The 19,807-nt window shown below is 72.2% G+C and carries 17 protein-coding genes, 1 tRNA gene and 2 pseudogenes; 6 read left to right on the top strand and 14 right to left on the bottom strand.

Going from position 1 to position 19,807, the window contains the following annotated elements; genetic code table 11:
- Positions 1 to 42: 42 nt before the first annotated feature.
- Together ACGFIZ_RS02360 and ACGFIZ_RS02355 are read right to left on the bottom strand one after the other, a co-directional pair.
- Positions 43 to 1,698, bottom strand: a complete 1,656-nt coding sequence (locus tag ACGFIZ_RS02360; protein ID WP_393414941.1) for an RNA-directed DNA polymerase — start codon at positions 1,696 to 1,698, stop codon at positions 43 to 45.
- A 713-nt stretch (positions 1,699 to 2,411) separates the two neighbouring features.
- Positions 2,412 to 2,495 (bottom strand) — tRNA-Tyr (locus ACGFIZ_RS02355).
- 149 nt (positions 2,496 to 2,644) lie between these two features.
- Here ACGFIZ_RS02355 and ACGFIZ_RS02350 point away from each other — a divergent pair.
- Complete coding sequence (locus ACGFIZ_RS02350) at positions 2,645 to 3,139, top strand: YajQ family cyclic di-GMP-binding protein (RefSeq protein ID WP_393414938.1); 495 nt, start codon at positions 2,645 to 2,647, stop codon at positions 3,137 to 3,139.
- 191 nt (positions 3,140 to 3,330) lie between these two features.
- Here ACGFIZ_RS02350 and ACGFIZ_RS02345 read toward each other — a convergent pair whose 3' ends face one another.
- The 8 genes from ACGFIZ_RS02345 to ACGFIZ_RS02310 form a co-directional block, all read right to left on the bottom strand.
- Complete coding sequence (locus ACGFIZ_RS02345) at positions 3,331 to 4,590, bottom strand: MFS transporter (protein WP_393414935.1); 1,260 nt, start codon at positions 4,588 to 4,590, stop codon at positions 3,331 to 3,333.
- 168 nt (positions 4,591 to 4,758) lie between these two features.
- Positions 4,759 to 5,625, bottom strand: a complete 867-nt coding sequence (gene htpX / locus ACGFIZ_RS02340) for a zinc metalloprotease HtpX (protein ID WP_393414932.1) — start codon at positions 5,623 to 5,625, stop codon at positions 4,759 to 4,761.
- Between the two features lie 176 nt (positions 5,626 to 5,801).
- The gene (locus ACGFIZ_RS02335) at positions 5,802 to 7,292 is read right to left on the bottom strand and encodes an NADH-quinone oxidoreductase subunit N (RefSeq protein ID WP_393414929.1); all 1,491 of its coding nucleotides are present in this window, start codon (positions 7,290 to 7,292) and stop codon (positions 5,802 to 5,804) included.
- Positions 7,293 to 7,308: 16 nt separating this feature from the next.
- Complete coding sequence (locus tag ACGFIZ_RS02330; RefSeq protein ID WP_393414926.1) at positions 7,309 to 8,814, bottom strand: NuoM family protein; 1,506 nt, start codon at positions 8,812 to 8,814, stop codon at positions 7,309 to 7,311.
- A 1-nt stretch (position 8,815) separates the two neighbouring features.
- Positions 8,816 to 10,747, bottom strand: a complete 1,932-nt coding sequence (locus ACGFIZ_RS02325) for an NADH-quinone oxidoreductase subunit L (RefSeq protein WP_393414923.1) — start codon at positions 10,745 to 10,747, stop codon at positions 8,816 to 8,818.
- A complete protein-coding gene (nuoK, locus tag ACGFIZ_RS02320; RefSeq protein ID WP_347671195.1) occupies positions 10,744 to 11,109 on the bottom strand; it encodes an NADH-quinone oxidoreductase subunit NuoK in 366 nt (121 codons plus the stop codon). The genes ACGFIZ_RS02325 and nuoK overlap by 4 nt, the downstream gene beginning before the upstream one ends.
- Positions 11,106 to 11,774, bottom strand: a complete 669-nt coding sequence (locus tag ACGFIZ_RS02315) for an NADH-quinone oxidoreductase subunit J (RefSeq protein ID WP_393414920.1) — start codon at positions 11,772 to 11,774, stop codon at positions 11,106 to 11,108. Before ACGFIZ_RS02315 ends, nuoK begins: the two co-directional genes overlap by 4 nt.
- On the bottom strand, positions 11,771 to 12,385 hold the full coding sequence (locus ACGFIZ_RS02310) for a NuoI/complex I 23 kDa subunit family protein (protein WP_393414917.1): 615 nt from the start codon (positions 12,383 to 12,385) through the stop codon (positions 11,771 to 11,773). The genes ACGFIZ_RS02315 and ACGFIZ_RS02310 overlap by 4 nt, the downstream gene beginning before the upstream one ends.
- A gap of 154 nt (positions 12,386 to 12,539) precedes the next feature.
- On the opposite strand from ACGFIZ_RS02310, the gene ACGFIZ_RS02305 reads away from it, so the two are divergent.
- The 4 genes and pseudogenes from ACGFIZ_RS02305 to ACGFIZ_RS02290 all read left to right on the top strand — a co-directional run.
- On the top strand, positions 12,540 to 13,121 hold the full coding sequence (locus ACGFIZ_RS02305) for a Uma2 family endonuclease (RefSeq protein WP_393414914.1): 582 nt from the start codon (positions 12,540 to 12,542) through the stop codon (positions 13,119 to 13,121).
- 116 nt (positions 13,122 to 13,237) lie between these two features.
- Positions 13,238 to 14,269: a glutathione S-transferase family protein gene (locus tag ACGFIZ_RS02300; RefSeq protein WP_393414911.1), complete on the top strand. Its 1,032-nt coding sequence runs from the start codon at positions 13,238 to 13,240 to the stop codon at positions 14,267 to 14,269.
- Between the two features lie 34 nt (positions 14,270 to 14,303).
- Positions 14,304 to 14,693: pseudogene (locus ACGFIZ_RS02295) on the top strand (hypothetical protein); the annotation flags it as partial.
- Positions 14,694 to 14,781: 88 nt separating this feature from the next.
- Positions 14,782 to 14,973 (top strand): annotated as a pseudogene (locus ACGFIZ_RS02290) (S8 family serine peptidase); the annotation flags it as partial.
- 57 nt (positions 14,974 to 15,030) lie between these two features.
- Here the strand turns inward: ACGFIZ_RS02290 and nuoH are convergent.
- From nuoH to ACGFIZ_RS02275, 3 genes are read right to left on the bottom strand one after another with little or no spacing between them, the layout of a single operon-like run.
- Positions 15,031 to 15,993, bottom strand: a complete 963-nt coding sequence (gene nuoH, locus ACGFIZ_RS02285; RefSeq protein WP_393414908.1) for an NADH-quinone oxidoreductase subunit NuoH — start codon at positions 15,991 to 15,993, stop codon at positions 15,031 to 15,033.
- Positions 15,993 to 16,820 (bottom strand): NADH-quinone oxidoreductase subunit C, encoded by an 828-nt coding sequence (locus ACGFIZ_RS02280; RefSeq protein ID WP_393414905.1) that lies wholly within the window; start codon positions 16,818 to 16,820, stop codon positions 15,993 to 15,995. Before ACGFIZ_RS02280 ends, nuoH begins: the two co-directional genes overlap by 1 nt.
- 39 nt (positions 16,821 to 16,859) lie before the next feature.
- A complete protein-coding gene (locus ACGFIZ_RS02275) occupies positions 16,860 to 17,066 on the bottom strand; it encodes a hypothetical protein (RefSeq protein WP_393414902.1) in 207 nt (68 codons plus the stop codon).
- Positions 17,067 to 17,211: 145 nt separating this feature from the next.
- Between ACGFIZ_RS02275 and ACGFIZ_RS02270 the strand changes: the two genes are divergently transcribed.
- Entirely contained in the window at positions 17,212 to 18,258 is a 1,047-nt protein-coding gene (locus ACGFIZ_RS02270; RefSeq protein ID WP_393414899.1) for a glucose 1-dehydrogenase, read from the top strand.
- A 120-nt stretch (positions 18,259 to 18,378) separates the two neighbouring features.
- Here ACGFIZ_RS02270 and ACGFIZ_RS02265 read toward each other — a convergent pair whose 3' ends face one another.
- Positions 18,379 to 19,695 carry a DUF2252 domain-containing protein gene (locus ACGFIZ_RS02265; RefSeq protein WP_393414896.1) on the bottom strand — a complete coding sequence of 439 codons (1,317 nt, stop codon included), beginning with the start codon at positions 19,693 to 19,695 and terminating at the stop codon, positions 18,379 to 18,381.
- Positions 19,696 to 19,807 lie beyond the last annotated feature (112 nt).

Here is a 19,807-nt window from a genome sequence, read left to right as displayed (position 1 = left end):
GTCGCCAGATAGAGCCTTGAAGCGAGAATCGGCGAACGGAAATCATACGGGGATCATCCATCCAGGGCTGTTAAAACGATCAGCCGCCCATTTTTGGACAATATCATCGAAAGACCCAACCTCGGGCTTATTCGAGCGCCGCCAATGGCTTCCTTCATCGCCTAACGCATAGCTCGCAACTCTAAACGCCCGCTTAACCCAGGCGTGATCCGTGCCGAAGGAATGCTTCCTCTCACTGAGCCAATACCTTACGTTCCACCTCGCCAGTGCAAGCACAATATCACGCTGAATGTTGGGTGCGGACTTCATCCCATATCCATGGAACGAACTATAGGTTCGGATTAACATCCTTTCATTAAGGCTGTTCCGTCCAGCAGCGAGCACCCTGACGATATAGGCAAGGTTGAGGTCGTTCTTCGCGATGTAATGCTCCGCCTCTACCAGCCCTCTCACCGTCGCCTGAATCTCATCCACCGCGTCTCGATCGTCGATGTCATCGATACACTGACGAACGGAAAGCATAACCTGAGGGATGATAGGGGCAAGCGTCTCTACATTCTCCAAAAGCGATATGATCGCTTGGATCCGGCTTTCCTCATCCATATACCTCAAGGCGCCAACCAGCTTCCTCGTCAGGCTAACATGGATGCGGCCCTTCGTTATCTCGTCTCGCAGCAAGCTCAATACATCGAACTCGGATATCTGGGCCATCATGCGTTCGTAGTCGTCGACGGCAGTCGTAGAGTACGGGTCGAAGTGCAGCCGGAGTCCCAGGAATTTGCCAGCGCTGGCAGAATCCCCCTGCTGCTGCGACTCCATGATGAGTTGATACTCCGCCGACGTCATAATCCGCGTTTTGGCCTTCTGAAGGGAAAACCCCTCGTTTCTCATCAACTTCTCGGAAAGCATTCCGATGCATCGGTGGGCTGACTGCAAATCGTTGACGAAGAAGCGATAGTCGTCTGCATATCGGCAGAACTGTCCCGCATGAGCCTCAGCCAGCAGCAGCCTATCTACCTGATTAAGGACCAATTCCGACAGCAATCTCGCCGCATTCCCCCCGACCGGAAGCCCATAGGAGGTTCCGCCACTTAGCTTGGTGAGTATCGAGATGATCTGCTTAGAGCGTTCCTTGCTCGGATCGTCGATATCCCGTAAGGCGTTCTCAAGTCGGTGGTGGTAGATCCGGGAGTAGAAGTCGGCAATATCTACGCTGACGACATATGCGTGCCTAAGGGCTAGCTCATTGCATCTATCTTGGAACGACTTCCACCCGTCCAGCTTGAACATGCCTAGGCTGGGATCAGGCTCGTAGCGGTAGGAGAAAACTGTCTGCTCCTCAGGGCTGATCCGCGAGTCCTCGATGGCAGGAGCGAGTGACTCTACTACTCCGAGGAGGTAGGCGTTCCAGAGGGGATCTATTTGGGTGGTCCACCTGTAGCCGGCGTAGCCTACTGGAGCCAAAGATGAATGGCTGGTAATGGGCGAACGCGCCAAACTTCCCTGGAAATCCGCGGCTATACCCTCCAAAAGATCAACGATTGATTCTCGACAGTCATGGAAGACGTGGTTTTCGAAAGGAAACGGGAAGACATCCGTATCGCCTTTAGTGGCAACGTTCGCAACAGCTCGCTCAAGGGCCACGCGCTCAATCAGGGGCATTAGAACCTCGAATATCTTTCCCGTCGGACCGACCAAGATAACCCGAGCCCCACGGGAATATCAAGTGGATATCCGGCAAGCGCAAGGCTTCCCGGGTTCCTTTTGGGAGCTTCGCCTGATAGATCTGTTACGTCCAATAGTCGAGTTACGCCACCTATAATCTTTTGTGGATCCAGCAGCAGCGAGATTCAGTTACCAAAGGCGCCACACCAGGCAGATGACCATGCCCGAACCCCATCCTCTGGACTGCCGAATTGCTCTAGTCATGATCAAGGCACCGCGCTTCGCGCGGTGCAGGGGCGGTGAGCCCGGCCGGCGGCAAGCCGCCCCGGCCGCCTCCGGCGCCGGGGCGGTCAGCCACCGACAGCCGCCGGGTACCCGCCCCGCCCTGACCGAGAGAAGGCCGCGATCACGCCAGGCGGTACGGAAGCCGAACGGGTCGGCCTGGTCGCTGCTCGGGGCTTCCGGCTGCCGCGCCAGTCCAACCCCGGGACTGGCTTGCCCCCGGCCTGTCTCCCGCAGCCACCGCGGGCCGCCAGGCAAGCCTCTCAGCCGGCCCGTACGCCCGCGCCAGGCAGCCACCCACCCCGATCTCCTGGGCAGCGGGCACCAGGCGTCAGAAGCATGATCGACCCGCCCACGATCTGCCCACAGCGAGTCGTAGACGACTGGACCCAGCCAGACTCGACGAGATCAACGGAAACGGCCCCCGATCAGCATTCCTGCTGGTCAGGGGCCGTTTTCGCACCTGGTGGCGGGTAGAGGATTCGAACCTCTGTAGCTTTCGCGACGGATTTACAGTCCGCTCCCATTGGCCGCTCGGGCAACCCGCCAGGGCATCGCCGCCTCGGCGTACCGCGGCAGCGGAGCCAAGGATAGCGGTTGCTCCCCCGCTCTGCGCAACCGGGTACCGTCAGAGGGTCGTGCCGCTGGTCAGTGGACGACGCGTACGTGCAGACCGCCGGACAGCAGGAGCATGAGCATGGCAGCCAACCCGTCGTTCGACATCGTGAGCAAGGTCGACCGTCAGGAGGTCGACAACGCCCTCCGCCAGGCGGAGAAGGAGCTCGCGACGCGGTTCGACTTCCGGGGGACCGGCGCGGAGATCTCCTGGTCGGGCGAGGAGGCGATCAGCCTCCAGGCGGAGACCGAGGAGCGGGTCCGGGCCGCCCTGGACGTCTTCAAGGAGAAGCTGGTCAAGCGGAACATCTCGCTCAAGTCGCTGGACGCCGGCGACCCGCGTTCCTCCGGGAAGGTGTTCAAGATCGACGCCAAGGTGATCCAGGGCATCGACTCGGACAAGGCCAAGGCGATCAGCAAGAAGATCCGCGAGGAGGGGCCGAAGGGCGTCCAGGCCCAGATCCAGGGCGACCAGCTCCGGGTCACGGGCAAGAAGAAGGACGACCTCCAGGCCGTCATCGCCCTGCTCAAGGGCGAGGACTTCGGCGTCGCCCTCCAGTTCACCAACTACCGGTAGAGCGGGGCTCAGCGCGAGAAGATCAGGTACAGGACCAGGGTCACCAGCGCGCTGATCAGGATCGAGCCGAGGCAGCCGACGCGGTTCGAGAAGAAGACGAACATGCCCGCCCGGGTACCCGCCGCGGGCGGTCCGCAATCGGGCCACGACGGCCGGCGGAACAACGGTTCCGCCGGCCCGGTCGTCGCCGGTCAGGCGGCGAGGGTCTGCTCGGCGCGTACCGCCGAGGCCTCCGCGCGGGCGATCGGCCCGGCGGGGAGCGCGGCGACCACGGCCCCGACGGCGACCGCCGCGCCGGCGAACAGGAACGCCCACGGCACGCCGCCCGCGTGGTCCACGATCAGCCCGGCGACCGCGCCGCCCGCGGCGCTGGCGGCCACGGACATGGTCACGACCCAGGTGTACGCCTCGTTCAGCATTCCGGCCGGAGCGATCCGCCCGACCAGGGTGTTCTCCAGGGTCAGCGCGGGCGCGAGGGTGGCCCCGCCGACGACCAACGCGACGCCGAGTGCCGCCGGGGCGGGCATCACCGCGAAGACGGCGAAGCTGGCGGCCACGGCGGCGAGCAGCCAGGCGAACTGCCGGGTCATGTTGGGCGCGGTTCGACGGGTGCCGAACCAGAGCCCGCCGATCGCGCTGCCGACGCCCCAGACGGCCAGCAGCACGCCGGCGAGGCTGTCGGGGTCGCCGGTGGGCTGGTTCCCGGCGAACGCCGGCACGGTGACCCCGGCCGCGCCGAACGCGAGGCCGAGGCAGGCGACGCAGAGCAGCAGCGCCGGGAAGCCGCCCGCGCGCAGCGGGCCGAGCCCCCTGGCGTGGTGCTCCTGCGGGTGCGGCCGCCAGCCGCGCATGGCCCGGCCGAGCGCGACGGCGGTGGTGCCGACCAGGGTGACCACGGCGGAGCCGACCAGGGCCGCCGTCGCGTCGGCGAACAGGACGAAACCGGCCACCAGCAGCGGGCCGAGCACGAAGACGACCTCGAACAGGGAGGTCTCCGCCGCGAGGGCGGTGTTGCGCAGGTGGTACCGGCCGGAGGCGGGGCCGGTGAGGTCGTTCCAGGCGCCCCGGATCGCGGCGGTGAGCGGCGGGTACGTGGCGCCGGCGACCGCGGCGGCGAGGTAGGTCAGGGCGAGGCCGCCGGCCCCGGAGCGGCTCGCCCAGAGCAGCCCGAACAGGGCCAGCGGGTGGGCGACGGCGGTGGCCAGCAGCACCGGGGTGGGGCCGACCCGGTCGGCGATCCGACCGGCGACGGGGCTGAGGGCGGCGCCGGCGAGGGCGTAGATGCCGCCCGCGACCGCCGCGAGGGAGTACCGCCCCGTCACCTCCTCCACCAGGAGCAGCAGCGCCAGCGACGTCATGCCGATCCCTAGCCGGCCGACGATGCCGAGGATCAGCAGCATCGGGGCGCCCGGAATCCGCCACACGCCCAGGTACTGGCGCAGTGCGGCCACGGTGAACCTCCAGGGGATGTAATGAGCGCGGGACGTTTCGACCCTAACGCCACCCCTCGTGCCAAGTGAACCGGTTATGGCGGGTGTCTCGTGGCGTACACGCCGATCCGCCCGTGTCCGGCGGACCGGGCACGGGCGGATCGGCGATCGGTTGGGTCAGCGCTGGAACTACACGGGGCCGGCGCCGGCGGCCATCCGCTCCAGCCGGGCGACCCGCTCCTCCATCCGCGGGTGGGTGGAGAACATGGCGGCGATGCCGCCGCCCCGCCGGAACGGGTTGTCGATCATCAAATGGGCGGTGCTGGTGAGCTGCCCCTGGGGCGCCAGCGGTCGGCTCTGCGTGCCCATGTGGATCTTCCGCAGGGCGCTGGCCAGGGCCAGCGGGTCGCGGGTGAGCCGGGCACCCGACTCGTCGGCCTGGAACTCCCGACTGCGGCTGATCGCGAGCTGGATGATCGTGGCCGCGATGGGGCCGAGAATCAGCGTGAGCAGCAGCACCGCCGGGTTCGGGGCGTCCTCGTCGTCGGAGCCGCCCAGCGGGATGAACCAGGCGATGTTCGCCAGCATGGTGATGATGCCGGCCAGACCGGCCGCCACGCTGGAGATGAGGATGTCGCGGTTGTAGACGTGCGACAGCTCGTGCCCGATCACCCCGCGCAGCTCGCGGTAGTCGAGGATCTGGGTGATGCCCTGGGTCACGCAGACCGCCGCGTTCTGCGGGTTCCGGCCCGTGGCGAACGCGTTGGGCTGCGCGGTGGGGCTGACGTACAGGCGGGGCATGGGCTGCCGCGCCTCGGTGGCCAGCTCGCGGACCATCCGGTACAGCTCGGGGAACTGTGCCTCGCTGACCGGTTGCGCCCCCATCGAGCGCAGCGCGAGCTTGTCGGAGTAGAAGTAGGTGACGCCGTTCATCAGCAACGAGGCGACGACGGCGATGACGAGTCCGCCGCTCCCGCCGAACCAGTAGCCGACCGCGAGGATCAGCGAGGTCAACAGGCCGAGCAGCGCTGCGGTCTTGAGACGGTTGTGATGCACGATCACTCCTTCGGTGCGCGGACCGCGCCGGGTCCGCCGACCGGTTCAACACACCGGTACCCGTCAACCATCCGGCTCATGGCTGGGAAATGCCTGGCAGCGGCTGTGAGTTGGCTGAACGCCCGGGCGGACCCGACGCCGCCTCGCAGGCCCAGGCGCCCCGGGCCGCCGGGGCGTCAGCGGCCGGCCAGGTCGAGCACCAGTTGCGGGGCGAGACCCACCGCCACGGCGACCACGGTGGCGACGGCGAGTGTGACGGCGACCGCGCGGGCCGGCGACCGCGGGCCGGGCCGGTCGCCGTCGGACGCGGGCGCGGCGCCGGCCGGGGCGTACAGGAGGGCGGCCAGCCGCAGGTAGTAGGCCAGGCCGAGCACGGCGTTGACCGCCACGACCAGGGCGAGCCAGCCGGCTCCCCCGTCCAGCAGGGCGCGGACCACGGTCACCTTGGCGAACAGCCCGGCCAGCCCCGGCGGGAGGCCGGCGAGGCCGGTCAGGGCCAGCGCGAACGCCGCGCCCGCCCAGGGCCGCCGCCGGGCCGCGCCGCGCAGGTCGTCGAGGGTGCCGCCGTCGGCGTCGGCCGGCCGCAGCGCCACCACCGCCGCGAAGGCGGCCAACTCCAGCAGTACGAAGAAGACGGCGTACGCGACGGCGGCGGCGTACGCGGTGGCGCGGGCGTCCCCGGCCCGCCCGGCTGCCAGGGCCAGCGCCCCGAGCGGGGCGAGGATGTAGCCGGCCTGGGCCACCGACGACCAGGCGAGCAGCCGGACCGTCCGGCGCTGGCGCAGCGCGACCAGGTTGCCGACGGTCATCGTGAGCACGGCGAGCAGGGCCAGCACCGGGCCGGTCGTGGCCGGCGGCAGGGCGTGCTCGACCACGGCGAGCAGGGCGACCAGCCCGCCGAGCTTCGACGCGGTGGACAGGTACGCCGCCACGGGCAGGGGCGCGCCGTCGTACGTGGCCGGGGCCCAGGCGTGGAACGGCACGGCGGCCACCTTGAACGCCAGCCCCAGCACCACCAGCGCCACGGCAGCGGTGGTCAGCGGCACGTCCAGCAGCGCCGGCCGCTCGGCGAGCGTCGCGCCGAGCCGGCCCAGGTGCAGGCCGCCGGTGACCGCGTACAGCAGCGCCGCGCCGAGCAGGGTGAGGGTGGTGGCGACCACGCTGACCACGAAGAACGTGACGGCCGCCTCGGCGCCGGCCAGGCTGCCCCGGCGCAGGCCGACCAGCACGTACAGCGGCAGGGTCAGCGTCTCCAGCGCGACGATCAGGGTGATCAGGTCCCCGGCCGCGCCGAGCACCACCCCGCCGGTCATCGAGCAGGCGAGCAGGAAGCAGTACTCCCCCGCCGGCGTCCGGCCGGCCCGCAGCAGCGGCCCGGACAGCGCGAGCACGCCGAGGGTGAGCAGCGCGAACAGCGCCCCGACGAGGGCGGCCCGGCCGCCGAAGACGTACGAGCAGTCGGCGCCGACGCAGAACGTGCGGCGCGCGGCGCCGGTGCCCACGAGCGCGGCGCCCAGCGCGGTGGCGACCGAGCCGGCGGCGGCCACCGCCACCGTCGCGGCGGCCCGGGCCACCAGCAGGTCGGCCAGCAGCACCAGGACCGCCGTGCCGGCGGCCAGGTACGCCGGGAGCAGCGCCACGTTGTCGACGCTCTGCACGAGGCTCATACCGTCACTCCCGTTCTCACCGGACCGCCTGCAGCAGGGCGGCCACCGGGTCGGACGCGACGCCGAGCACCAGGGCCGGGGCGAGCCCGACGGCGAGGGCAAGCAGCACCAGCGGGGCCCACGCGGTCAGTTCCGCCCCGGCGAGGCCGGGCGCGAGCCGGCCGACCGCCGGACTGGGCCGGCCGTGGGTGACCCGGCGCAGCAGCCGCAGGAAGTACGCGGCGGTCAGCGCGCCGCCGACCGCGGCCAGCACGCCGAGGACGGTCCAGAAAGTGCCGCCCCGCTCGACGGCGGCGACCACGGCGAACGCCTCGCCCCAGAACCCGGCCAGCCCGGGCAGGCCGAGCGAGGCGACGGCGGCGAAGCCGAGCAGCCCGGCGAGCCGGGGCGCGGTCTCCCGCAGCCCGGACAGCTCGGCCAGCGACCCGGTGCCCGTGCGGTCCTTGACCGCCCCGGCCAGGAAGAACAGCAGCCCGGTGATCACCCCGTGGGCGATGTTGCCGATCAGCGCGGCCTCGATGCCGGTGGCGGTGAGCGTGGCCACCCCGAGCAGCACGAACCCCATGTGCCCGACGCTGGAGTACGCGATGAGCCGCTTCAGCTCGTCCTGGGCGAGGCAGACCAGGGCGCCGACGAGAATCGCCGCGACGGCGAGCACCCCGAGCACCGGGGCGGCCCAGCGGGCGCCCTCCGGGGCCACCCCGACCGCCACCCGGATCAGGCCGTACGTGCCCATCTTGAGCAGCACGCCGGCGAGCACCACGCTGCCGACGGTGGGCGCCTGGGTGTGGGCGTCGGGCAGCCAGGAGTGCAGCGGCCACAGCGGGCTCTTCACCGCGAACGCCAGCCCGAGCAGGGTGAACGCGGCGAGCTGCGTACCCCGGGACAGGCCGGACCCGCCGGTCAGCGCGACGATGTCGGCGGTGCCGGCGGCGGCCACCACCACGTACACGCCGACGAGCAGCAGCACCGAGCCGAGCAGCGTGTAGAGGACGAACTTGCGGGCCGCCCGCCGCCGGTCGGCGCCGCCCCAGCCGGCGATGATCGCGTACATCGGCAGCAGGACGACCTCGAAGAAGAGGAAGAACAGCACCAGGTCGAGGGCGAGGAACGTGCCGAGGATGCCGACCTCGACCACCAGCAGCAGCGCGACGAGGGCCCGGCCGCTGCCGCCGCCGTCGGGCACCTTCCACAGCGTGTACGCGCAGCAGAGCAGCGTGAGCAGGGCCGTCAGCACCACCAGCGGGTACGAGATCCCGTCCACCCCGACGTGGAAGCGCAGGTCGAGGCCGGGCACCCAGGGCAGGTCGAGCTGGTGCCAGGGCCGCACCGCCGGCGGGGGCCCGTACGCCATCCAGCCCCGGCCGCCGGCGGCCAGCGGCAGGGCCGCCAGCAGGGTGAGGCCGGCTACCAGCGTGCCGACCAGGCGGGCCGCCCGGTCGCGGGGCACCGCCGCGACCAGGGCCGCGCCGGCCGCCGGCAGCGCCAGCACGGCGCCGAGCAGGACCTGTCCGAACGTCATGTCACCAGCCTCCGAGCAGCACGGCGGCGAGCCCGATCAGCAGCGCGCCGGCCAGCACCCCGGCCGCCGCCCGGGGCAGCGCGGCCCGGTGCAGCCCCGCCAGGGCCCCGCCGAGGCCCCGGGCGGCGCGCCCGCTGCCCTCCACGGCCCCGTCGACGACCCGCTCGTCCCCCGCACGGGCGACCCGGGCCAGGGCGGTCACCGGGCGTACCACCAGGGCGTGTTGGACGTCGTCGAGCCGGAACCCGGCGGCGAACACCGGCCCCAGCGTGCCCAGTGCCCGCGCCGGGTCGCCGGCCCGGTCCCGGCGCCAGCCCGCCCAGGCCACACCGGCTCCGACGGCCAGCAGGGCCAGCGGCAGCAGCACCCCGGGGCCGAGGTGGGCGAGGTCGTGCCCGAACCCGGTCAGCTCCCCCTCGGTGGCGGGGGCGAGGAGCCGGTCGGTGAACGGCGGCAGGAACGCGGCCAGGCCGAGCAGCGCCGCCGGGACGGCCAGCACCAGCACCGGCCAGCGCATGAGCGCCGGCGGGTCGTGCGGGCGGAGCAGCGGCATCCGGGTCTCGCCGAGGAAGGCGCGCAGCAGCAGCCGGGTGGCGTACCAGGCGGTGACCGCGACGCCGAGCAGCCCGGCCAGCCAGACCAGCCAGGCCACCCACGCGGCGGCCGGGCCGGCCCCGTCCAGGGCGGCGGCCCCGGCGGCGGCCAGCACGCCGTCCTTGCTCCAGAAGCCGGACAGCGGGGGCACGCCGGCCAGCGCGCCGAGGCCGACCGCCGTGGCCCAGAAGGTCACCGGCATGGTGGTACGCAGCCCGCCCATCCGGGACATCAGCGTGGTGCCGACGGCGTGGATCACCGCGCCGGCGGCGAGGAACAGCAGCGCCTTGAACGCGGCGTGGCTGAGCAGGTGGAACAGGGCGGCGGTCGGCGCGCCGACGGCCAGCGCCCCGGTCATGTACCCGATCTGGGAGACCGTCGACCAGGCGAGCACCCGCTTGATGTCGTCCTGGGCGGTGGCGGCGAACGCGCCGAGCAGCAGGGTGACCGCGGCCATCACCCCGAGCACGGCCAGCGCCGCCGGGGCCCGCTCGAACAGCGGGAAGAGCCGGGCGACCGCGTACACGCCGGCGGCGACCATGGTGGCGGCGTGGATCAGCGCGGAGACCGGGGTCGGGCCGGCCATCGCGTCCGGGAGCCAGGTGTGCAGCGGGAACTGGGCGCTCTTGCCGGCCACCCCGGCGAGCAGCAGCAGGCACGCGGCGGTCAGCGTGCCGGTGGCGTGGTCGTGGGCGAGCACGTCGGCGATCCGGAAACTGCCCGCCGAGACGCCGAGCAGGGCGATGCCGAGCAGGAAGCCGACGTCGCCGACGCGGGTGACCAGGAACGCCTTCATCGCGGCGGCCGGCGCCTCGGGCAGCCGGCGGTCGTGGGCGATGAGCAGGTACGAGCAGAGGCCCATCACCTCCCAGCCCACGAGCAGCATGATCAGGTCACCGGCGACGACGACCAGCAGCATCGCGGCGGTGAACAGGCTGATCTGCGCCGCGTACGGCGGGTAGCGATGATCGACCTCGACATCGTCGTGCGGCCCGCGTCGCAGGTAGGCGACCGAGTAGACCTGCACGGCGAGGGCGACCGCGGTCACCGCGACGGCGACCAGCGCGGCCGCGCCGTCGAGGCGGACGCCGAGGGTCACCCGCAGCCCGCCCAGCTCGACCCAGGTCGTCGAGGTCTCCACCGGATGCGCGACGAGGGCCAGCAGGGCGAGCGCGACCAGCAGCGCGCCGGCCGCGCCGGCCACACCGAGGGCGATCGCGGCCCGCCGGGCCCGGTCCCCGCCGACGGCTGCGCCGCGCGGCGACGGCGGCAGCAGCAGCCCGGCCAGACCCGCCGCCAGGGGTACGGCGGGCAGCAGCGCCCCGAGGACACCGGTCACCGGGCCACCTCCCCGCCTGCCGGGGCCGCCTCGGCGGCCTCGTCCCGGCCCCCCGCCGGCTCGGTCAGCGGCACCTCGTCGACGGCGACGCTGGCCCGCAGCCGGTAGAGCTGGAGCACGATCGCCAGCCCGACGCCGATCTCGGCGGCGGCGAGGACGATCACGAAGAGGGCGAAGACCTGGCCGGCGTGCGGCAGTTGGGACCGGACGGTCGTGTCGGCGGTGACCAGGATCAGGTTGACCGCGTTGAGCATCAGCTCGACGGCCATCAGGACCAGCACCGCGTTGCGGCGGCGCAGCACGCCGTAGACGCCGAGGCCGAACAGCAGCGCGGCGGTGACGTACGGGATGACGGGCCTCACCGCGACCGCCCGCCCGGTGTGCCGGGACCGCCGGGCCGGCCGAGGTCGGCGCGGGCCGCGCGGGTGGCGTCGCCGCGGGTGGCGTCGCCGCGGGTGGCGTCGCCGCGGGTGGCGTCGCCGCGGCTGGCGTCGCCGCGGCTGGCGTCGCCGCGGCTGGCGTCGGCGGGCCGGCGGCCGATGTCGGGCCGGGAGAGCACGATCGCCCCGACCAGGGCGGCCAGCAGCAGCACCGACAGCACCTCGAACGGCAGCACCCAGGACCGGAAGACCTGCTCGCCGAGGCGCTCGGCGGTGCCCGGCTCGGGCAGCGCGACCCGGTACCAGCCGAACGCGTCGACCAGCAGCCCGGTCAGCCCCAGCCCGACCCCGCCGCCGATCAGGGCGGCCGGCCAGCCCGGCCGGTCCAGGTCGTCGGACGCGCCGATCGGGGCGCGGGTCAGCATCACCGCGAACAGCAGCAGCACCACCACGGCACCCACGTAGATCAGCACCTGCACCCAGGCCACCAGCTCGGCGGTGAGCACCAGGTAGCTCCCGGCCAGCGCGCCGAGGCACACCACCAGGTACAGGCCGGCGCGGACCAGGTGCCGCGTGGTGACCACGAGCGCCCCCGCGCCGACGGCCACCGCGCCGAGGGCGAGCAGCAGCACATCCGCCCCGGTCATGAGGCCGGGCCTTCCTCCGGGGCGGCGCCGGGCTCCGGGCGTACCCGGGAAGGGGCCGGACGCGCGGCGGGGCCCGCGGCCTTGCGGGCGGCGGTGGTCTCCTCCTTGGCGGGTTCGCCGTGCGGGTCGTGCGCGGGCGGCGGCGGGACCGTGGCCATCCACTCGCCGAGGTGCTCCTTGTCGTGCAGCAGGTCCCGGATGTCGTACTCGGCGTACTCGAACTCCGGCGACCAGTAGAGCGCGTCGAACGGGCACACCTCGACGCAGATGCCGCAGTACATGCAGAGCGAGAAGTCGATGTCGAACCGGTCGAGCACGTTGCGCTGGCGGGGGCGGGCGGCGCCGGGCACCGCCACCTCCTCCTTGTGGGAGTCGATGTAGATGCACCAGTCGGGGCACTCGCGCGCGCAGAGCATGCACACCGTGCAGTTCTCCGCCAACAGCGCGATGACGCCCCGGGAACGCGGTGGCAACGCGGGGGCGACGTCCGGGTACTGCTGGGTGGTGGAGCGGCGGGTCATCGTCCGCAGCGTGACCGCCAGCCCCTTCACCAGCCCCTGGCCGGGGACGCTCCGCTCGCTGTCGGGCGTCGCCTCGCTGCGCTCGCTCATTGGTGCACCTCCGCGCAGAACCGGCTGATTCGCTCGCTGCGCTCGCTCATGCCGCCCATCCTGCCCTGTGGCCCCGGCGCGCGCGACCACCACCCGGCCACAGCGGCGGTACGTTGGCCGTGGGGAGAACGACCGCACCTGGAAGGAACCGTCGATGACCGCCGCGCTGCACGACGACTTTCCGCCGCCGGGCGAGTGGACGACCGACGACCTCGACCGCCTGCCCGACGACGGCCGCCGTCACGAACTCCTGGACGGAAACCTCATCGTGTCGCCCTCCCCCACGCGACTCCACCAGTCCATCGCACTCATGCTCGGGGCAGCCTTGCAGGAAAGCTGCCCCGCCGATCTCGACGTGACCCAGGGCGTCGAGGTCCGGCTCTCCCGGACCCGCGCCTTCATCCCCGACGTGCTGGTCACCGAGCTGGACGCCGCCTCGCGCAACCCGTCTTACTACCGGCCGCACGAGGTGATGCTGGTGGTCGAGATCGTCTCCGAGGGCTCGCGGAGCATCGACCGGGTGCTGAAGCCGGCGCTGTACGCCGAGGCGGACATCCCCTACTTCTGGCGGATCGAGACCGAGGCGGGCATCGTGGTGCACGCGCACAAACTCGACCCGATGAAGCGGATCTACGTCGAGCGGGCCCGGATGACCGACGGCGTCCTGCTGCCCGAGCCGTGGGAGATCGACATCCCGCTCGACCGGATCACCCCCCGGTCACGCCCGAGAAGCTGACGCCTGGCGGCTCGGCGCCCCCGTGGCCCGCGCCGGGTGGGCGCGCCGACCGGCCGTGCGACGGACGATCCGCCAGGATGGGTACCGGACAACCCGGCGGACGGCAGGGAGGCGACGTGGGCGACACGGCAGGCGGGACGACCGACGGGAAGTACGTCGAGCCCGGTGGGGAGTTCACCCGCGACCAGCGGTACATCGCCACCCGGATCACGGCGGACGGGCGGAACGGCTGGCCGGTCGAGCCCGGCCGGTACCGGCTGGCCGTCAGCCGCGCCTGCCCCTGGGCGAACCGGCTGATCATCGTACGTCGGCTGCTCGGCCTGGAGGACGCCCTCTCGATGGCCGTCGCGGGCCCCACCCACGACGCCCGGAGCTGGACGTTCGACCTGGACCCGGGCGGGCGGGACCCGGTGCTCGGCATCGAGCGGCTGGCGGAGGCGTACCACGCGCGCTTCCCCGGGTACGAGCGGGGCATCACGGTGCCGGCGATCGTCGACGTGCCGAGCGGGCAGGTGGTCACGAACGACTACGCCCGGATGAGCCTGGATCTGTCGACCGAGTGGACGGCGTACCACCGGCCGGGGGCGCCGGAGCTGTACCCGGACCGGCTGCGGGACGAGATCGACGAGGTCAACGCGGTGGTCTTCACCGACGTCAACAACGGCGTGTACCGGTGCGGGTTCGCCGGCAGCCAGGAGGCGTACGAGAAGGCGTACCACCGGCTGTTCGCGCGGTTGGACTGGCTGAGCGAGCGGCTGGCCGGGCAGCGGTACCTGGTCGGCGACACGATCACGGAGGCGGACGTCCGGCTGTTCACCACCCTGGTCCGCTTCGACCCGGTCTACCACGGGCACTTCAAGTGCAACCGGAACAAGCTGACCGAGATGCCGGTGCTCTGGGCGTACGCCCGGGACCTGTTCCAGACCCCGGGGTTCGGCGACACGGTCGACTTCGACCACATCAAGCGGCACTACTACGAGGTGCACCGGGACATCAACCCGACGGGCGTGGTGCCGCTGGGCCCGGAGCTGTCGGGCTGGCTCACCCCGCACGGCCGCGAGGCGCTCGGCGGCCGCCCGTTCGGCGACGGCACCCCGCCGCCCCCGCCCGCCGAGCGGGTCGACCCCGCACACACCCCGCTGGGCTGAACCTCCCGCACGCACGCCCCACCCGGGCACTCGGATGGGGCGTGCCGTTCCGCTGCCGCGTCCCGGGCCGGCGCACCGCACGACGCCACCACCCCCGGGCGCCGGCCGACCGCCGCACCGGCGCCCGCGTCAATCGATGCGCCCCGCTGGTTATTGCCTTATTCAATTGAAGATGGTCGAATTATGGGGATCCGTGCCGCCGGCTCCCAGGGGGCCGCCGCCGGACAACACCGTCCACAGTGGAGGAGGTTTCGTCTTGCGGAAGCCAGGTGGCAGGACCCCCAACACCGCCGCGGGGAACCTGATCAACTCGGGCGTGCAGGCGGTCTTCATCGCCGGCAACTTCAACACCGACGCCTGCACGAACGGCCCGCGCTCCGCCCAGGGCGTCACCGTCGCCGCGACCGACAGCGCGGACAACCGGGCGTCGTTCTCCAGCTACGGTTCGTGCGTCGACGTCTTCGCCCCCGGCGTGAGCATCACCTCCGCCGGTATCGGCCTCGAACACCGCGGTCGCGTCCGGCTGGTCGGGCACCTCCATGGCCGCCCCGCACGTCACCGGGTGGCTGGCGCGCTACCGGCAGCAGTTCCCGAACAACACGATGGCGCAGGCCAAGAGCGCGTTGATCACCGCCGCCACCACCGGCGTGGTGAAGAACCCGGGCCTCGGCTCGCCGAACCGCCTGCTCTACGCCGCCCCGTGACCGACCCGCCCGGCCGAACCGAGCCGGGCCAGGAGGGGCCCCTGACCGGGCCCCTCCTCACAGCGCCACACGGACGGCGGCCGTGAGGACGAGCTGACCGAGGGAGAGCGGGACGAGGACCAGCCAGCAGAGGCGCTGGAGCTGGTCCTCGCGCAGCCGGGGGTACGCCACCCGGAGCCAGATGATCACGAACGCGACGGCGAAGACCTTGAGCAGGGTCCACAGCCAGCCGAGCTGCGCGTCCGCGAACGGGCCCTGCCAGCCGCCGAGGAAGAGCACGGTGGTCAGCGCCGCGATCACCACGATGCCGACGTACTCGGCGAGCAGGAAGAACGCGAAGCGCAGGCCGGTGTACTCGGTCAGGTACCCGAACACCAGCTCGGAGTCGGCGATCGGCATGTCGAACGGGGGCCGCCGGATCTCGGCCAGCCCGGCGACGAAGAACACCACCATCGCGGGCGCCTGCCAGAGCAGCCACCAGGGCTCCCACGCCTCGACGATGCCGGAGAGGCTCAGCGTGCCGGCCGCCATCGCCACCGACGCGGCGGCCAGCACCAGCGGCAGCTCGTAGCCGAGCAGCTGGGCCGCGCCGCGCAGCCCGCCGAGCAGGCTGTACTTGTTGGCCGACGCCCAGGCGGACATGAGCACCGCCACCACGCCCACCCCGACGACCGCCAGCACGAAGAACAGCCCGATGTCCAGCGGCTGGGCGACCAGGTCGCCGGGGCCGAGCGGGATCACCAGCAGGGCGAGCAGGTACGGCACCAGGGCCACCACGGGGGCGAGCCGGAAGACGGCCCGGTCCGCCTCGCGCGGGGTGACGTCCTCCTTCTGCACGAACTTGATCCCGTCGGCGACCAGCTGCGCCCAGCCGTGGAAGCCGCCCGCGTACATCGGGCCGAGGCGGCCCTGCATGTGCGCCATCACCTTGTGCTCGGTCTGCCCCACGATCAGCGGCAGGGTGAGGAAGGCGACCAGCACGCCGGCCACCCGGAGGACCAGTTCCAGCCAGTCGGGCATCAGGCCGTACCTCCGCTGTCGCCGTCCGACGGGGTCGTCGGCCCGGCCGCGCCGGGCGACCTGCGGGCGGGGCGTTCCCGGGCCGGGCGTTCCGGGGCTGCCGGGCGTTCCGAAGCGACCGGGCGTTCCGGGGCGGCCGGGCGGGCCGGGGCTGCCGGGCGTTCCGGGGCGGCCGGGCGGGCCGGGGTGCCGCCCCGCGGGCCCTCGCCGACTCCCGCCGCGCCGGCCGGCGTGGGCGTCGGGCCCCACTCGCCGGGCGCGGGCACACCGGGCGGGCGGACGGGGCGGCGCCCGCCGCCGGCCTCCGACTCGCCGGGCTCCTTGGCGCCCGGCCACGGCTTGGCGACCCGGGAGGCGAGCACGAACTCCTTGCGCAGCGGGTGCCCCTCGAACTCCGGCGGCAGCAGCAGCGGCGCCAGGTTCGGATGGCCGTCGAAGCGGATGCCGAACATCTCGTACGTCTCCCGCTCGTGCCAGTCGGCGCCCGGGAAGACGTCCACGACCGAGGCGACGCGCGGGTCCTCCCGGGGCACCCGGGTCCGCAGCAGCACCCCGTGCCGGCGGCTCGTCGACCACAGGTGGGCGACCACGTCGAACCCGTCGGCCAGCTCGTCCACTGCCGACAACCAGTCGAAGAAGTCGCAGGCCAGGTCGGCGTCGTCGCGCGCGGCGCGCAGCGCGTCCCGCCAGGCGCCCGGCGGTACGTCGACCGTCGCGCGGGCGTACGCCTGGCCGCCCGAGATCCCCACGGTCACCGCGTCCTCGGTCAGCCCAGCCGTTCGCGCGAGCACCGTCCGCATCCGATCGGCGACCTCTTCCGGCGTCATGCCCGCGATCCTACGGGTCGGCCCGGCGCACGGCCGGCGTCAGGACGGGCAGCCGACCCGCTGGAACAGGACGTCGGGGCTGGCCTGGCCCCGCCACACCGGGTTCAGCCGCAGCGGCAGGGCGGGGGCCTGCCACGCCACGAAGAAGTCCAGCCTCCCCCGGTAGCGCCGGCTCTCCGGATTGGTCCGCAGCCGGCCGTTGAGGAAGTCACCGACGACGCGCTGCACGGCCGGCCGGCGGACCAACTGCCCGTGGATGCCGTAGACCTCGATCGGGGGAACCTGTGGGAGGCCCAGCGGCGGAAGGCGCGGCCGGCCCGGCGGTCAGCCCGTGCGCGGCCGGCCTGGCGGTTTCGGCCCCGCGACGTGGCCGGCCGGGGAAGATTGAACGGTGCGCGCTGTCACTGTCACACCGGGTAGCCCCAACTCGCTGCGGTGCGATCCGGACTGGCCCGAGCCGGTCACGGCGGAGGGCGGGGTCCTGGTCGAGGCGCTCGCGGTGGGGATCTGCGGCACCGACCACGAGATCATCGCCGGGCACTACGGCGAGGCCCCGCCGGGCGTACGGGACCTGGTGCTGGGGCACGAGTCGCTAGGCCGGGTGCTGGAGGACCCCAGCGGCACGCTGCAACCGGGCGACCTGGTGGCGGGCATCGTCCGGAGCCCCGACCCCGTGCCCTGCCCCAACTGCGCGGTCGGTGAGTGGGACATGTGCCGCAACGGGCGGTACACCGAGCACGGCATCAAGGCGTTGCCCGGCTTCGCCCGGGATCGCTGGCGGGTGCAGCCCCAGTTCGCCGTGGGCCTCGACCCGGCGCTGGCCCGGGTGGGCATGCTGCTCGAACCGACCAGCGTGGTGGCCAAGGCGTGGGAGCACATCGAGCGGATCGGAAACCGGGCGGAGTGGCAGCCGCAGACGGTGCTGGTGACCGGGGCAGGGCCGATCGGCCTGCTGGCCGCGCTGCTGGCCGTCCAGCGGGGGCTGACCGTGCACGTTCTCGACCGCGCCACCACGGGGCCGAAGCCGGACCTGGTCAGCGCGCTCGGCGCGACGTACCACGCGACCCCGGTCAACGAGCTGGACTTCGAGCCGGACGTGGCCGTGGAGTGCACGGGCGCGCCGACGGTGGTGCTGGACGTGATGTGCAAGGCGGGCATCAACGGCATCGTCTGCCTGACCGGGGTCTCCAGCGGCGGCCGGAAGATCGACTTCGACGCCGGCTCGCTGAACCGGGCCCTGGTGTTGGAGAACAACGTGGTCTTCGGCTCGGTGAACGCCAACCGCCGGCACTGGGACATGGCCGCCGCGGCCCTGGCCCGGGCCGACCGGTCGTGGCTGGAGTCGTTGATCACCCGGCGGGTGCCGGTGGGGGCGTACGCCGAGGCGTACCGCCCCCAGCCGGACGACATCAAGGTGGTGCTCGACTTCACCGCCTGAGCCAGCGGCGCGGCGCCGGGGCACCCGCCCCCCGCCGGGCCGTCGGAGTGGCCCCGTGAGCCGCCGGAGCGCCCCCACCGAGCCGCTGGAACGGCTCCGTGAGCCTCGGAGCGCCCCGGGTCAGATGCCGGGGAGTCGGCCGTTGCGGAACAGGTCGACGAAGAGCTGATGGTCCTCCCTGGCCCGCAGGCCGTACGCGTGGGCGAACTCGACCAGGTGCGCGACGAACCCGTCGGCGTCGGCGTCCACCGCGGCCACGACCGCCTCCTCGGTGGAGTAGTCGACCAGGTCGTGGCTGGACTCGTCGTCGGCCACCGAGTGCATCCGGGCCACCGCCCGACCCAGGTCGGTCAGCACCCCGGCCAGCTCCTCCGGCTCGTTGACGTCCGCCCAGTCCAGGTCGGCCGCGTACGGGGAGACCTCGGCGACGAGCTGGCCGGCCCCGTCCAGCTCGGTGAAACCCAGCCACGGGTCGGCGTGCGCCTGCAACGCCCGCTGGGACTCGGCCGTCCGGTGCCCCTGGTGGCGGAAGTAGGAGCGGACCCGCTCGTCGTCGACGTACCGGGCCACGGCCGGGACCTGGGCCTGCTTCATGTAGATGACGACGTCGTTCTCCAGCGCCTGGGTGTGCCCCTCCAGCAGCAGGTTGTACGACGGCAGCCCGGCCGAGCCGATGCCCACGCCCTTGCGCAGCACGACGTCCTTGATGTGCGACGAAACCGGACGCAGCCGGGAGGTGGAAGCCGGCAACGTGTCCAGATACGCCTCGAAGGCGGCGCACACCCGGACCCGGGTGTCGGCGTCGACCTCGTACACGCCGTCGCCGAGGGAGAACCGGCGTTCGTAGTTGTCGATCGTGGTCTGCGCGGCCAGCAGGTCGACCCGGGTGTTGAGCCGGGCCTGCTGGAGCACCCGGCGCAGCACGCCGTCGGCGTTGTCGAGGGTGATCGAGCCGATGGCGTCGTCGCCGCCGGCGGCGATGGCCCGCAGCTCGGTCAGGTACGACCCGGCGAACCCCGTGACCAGGTCGCTGATCGCCTGGTCGGAGAGCGCCTTGGCGTACCCGAGCAGGGCGACACTCGCGGCGAAGCGCTTCAGGTCCCACGTGAACGGCCCGACGTACGCCTCGTCGAAGTCGTTGACGTTGAACACGAGCTGCCCGGAGGCGTTCATGTACGTCCCGAAGTTCTCCGCGTGCAGGTCACCGTGGATCCACACCCGGCTGGTGCGTTCGTCCAGGAACGCCCCGTCGGCGAAGTCGCCGCGCTGGTCGGCGTAGAAGAGCGAGGCGCTGCCCCGGTAGAAGGCGAACGGCGACGCGGCCATCTTGCGGAACTTGCGGCGGAACGCCGCCGGGTCGAGCGCCATCGACGCGCCGAACTCGTCGGTGAACACGTCGACGATGAATGCGGACCGTTCGTCCGCGGACTGGGTCATGGACCGCAGGCTAGCCCCAACGCCGCTCGGTTAAGGTCCGGCGGGTGTTTCGCAATGGTTTGTGATGATGTCGATCGCGATGGTGGCTTTGTAGCTATGCCGGTCTACGTTG

Origin of the sequence: Micromonospora sp. NPDC048830 (assembly GCF_043198215.1) — a bacterium.
GTDB lineage: Bacteria > Actinomycetota > Actinomycetes > Mycobacteriales > Micromonosporaceae > Micromonospora.
The sequence above is the reverse complement of the archived record's forward strand: the minus strand, read 5'-3'. Positions and strand labels throughout refer to the sequence as shown.

Bases quoted from the DNA above. Each gene is read 5' to 3' on its own strand.
- ACGFIZ_RS02350 (WP_393414938.1), top strand. From the start codon at position 2,645: ATGGCAGCCAACCCGTCGTTCGACATCGTGAGCAAGGTCGACCGTCAG.
- ACGFIZ_RS02335 (WP_393414929.1), bottom strand. From the start codon at position 7,292: ATGAGCCTCGTGCAGAGCGTCGACAACGTGGCGCTGCTCCCGGCGTAC.
- ACGFIZ_RS02330 (WP_393414926.1), bottom strand. From the start codon at position 8,814: ATGACGTTCGGACAGGTCCTGCTCGGCGCCGTGCTGGCGCTGCCGGCG.
- ACGFIZ_RS02315 (WP_393414920.1), bottom strand. From the start codon at position 11,774: ATGACCGGGGCGGATGTGCTGCTGCTCGCCCTCGGCGCGGTGGCCGTC.
- ACGFIZ_RS02310 (WP_393414917.1), bottom strand. From the start codon at position 12,385: ATGAGCGAGCGCAGCGAGGCGACGCCCGACAGCGAGCGGAGCGTCCCC.
- ACGFIZ_RS02305 (WP_393414914.1), top strand. From the start codon at position 12,540: ATGACCGCCGCGCTGCACGACGACTTTCCGCCGCCGGGCGAGTGGACG.
- nuoH (WP_393414908.1), bottom strand. From the start codon at position 15,993: ATGCCCGACTGGCTGGAACTGGTCCTCCGGGTGGCCGGCGTGCTGGTC.
- ACGFIZ_RS02280 (WP_393414905.1), bottom strand. From the start codon at position 16,820: ATGACGCCGGAAGAGGTCGCCGATCGGATGCGGACGGTGCTCGCGCGA.
- ACGFIZ_RS02265 (WP_393414896.1), bottom strand. From the start codon at position 19,695: ATGACCCAGTCCGCGGACGAACGGTCCGCATTCATCGTCGACGTGTTC.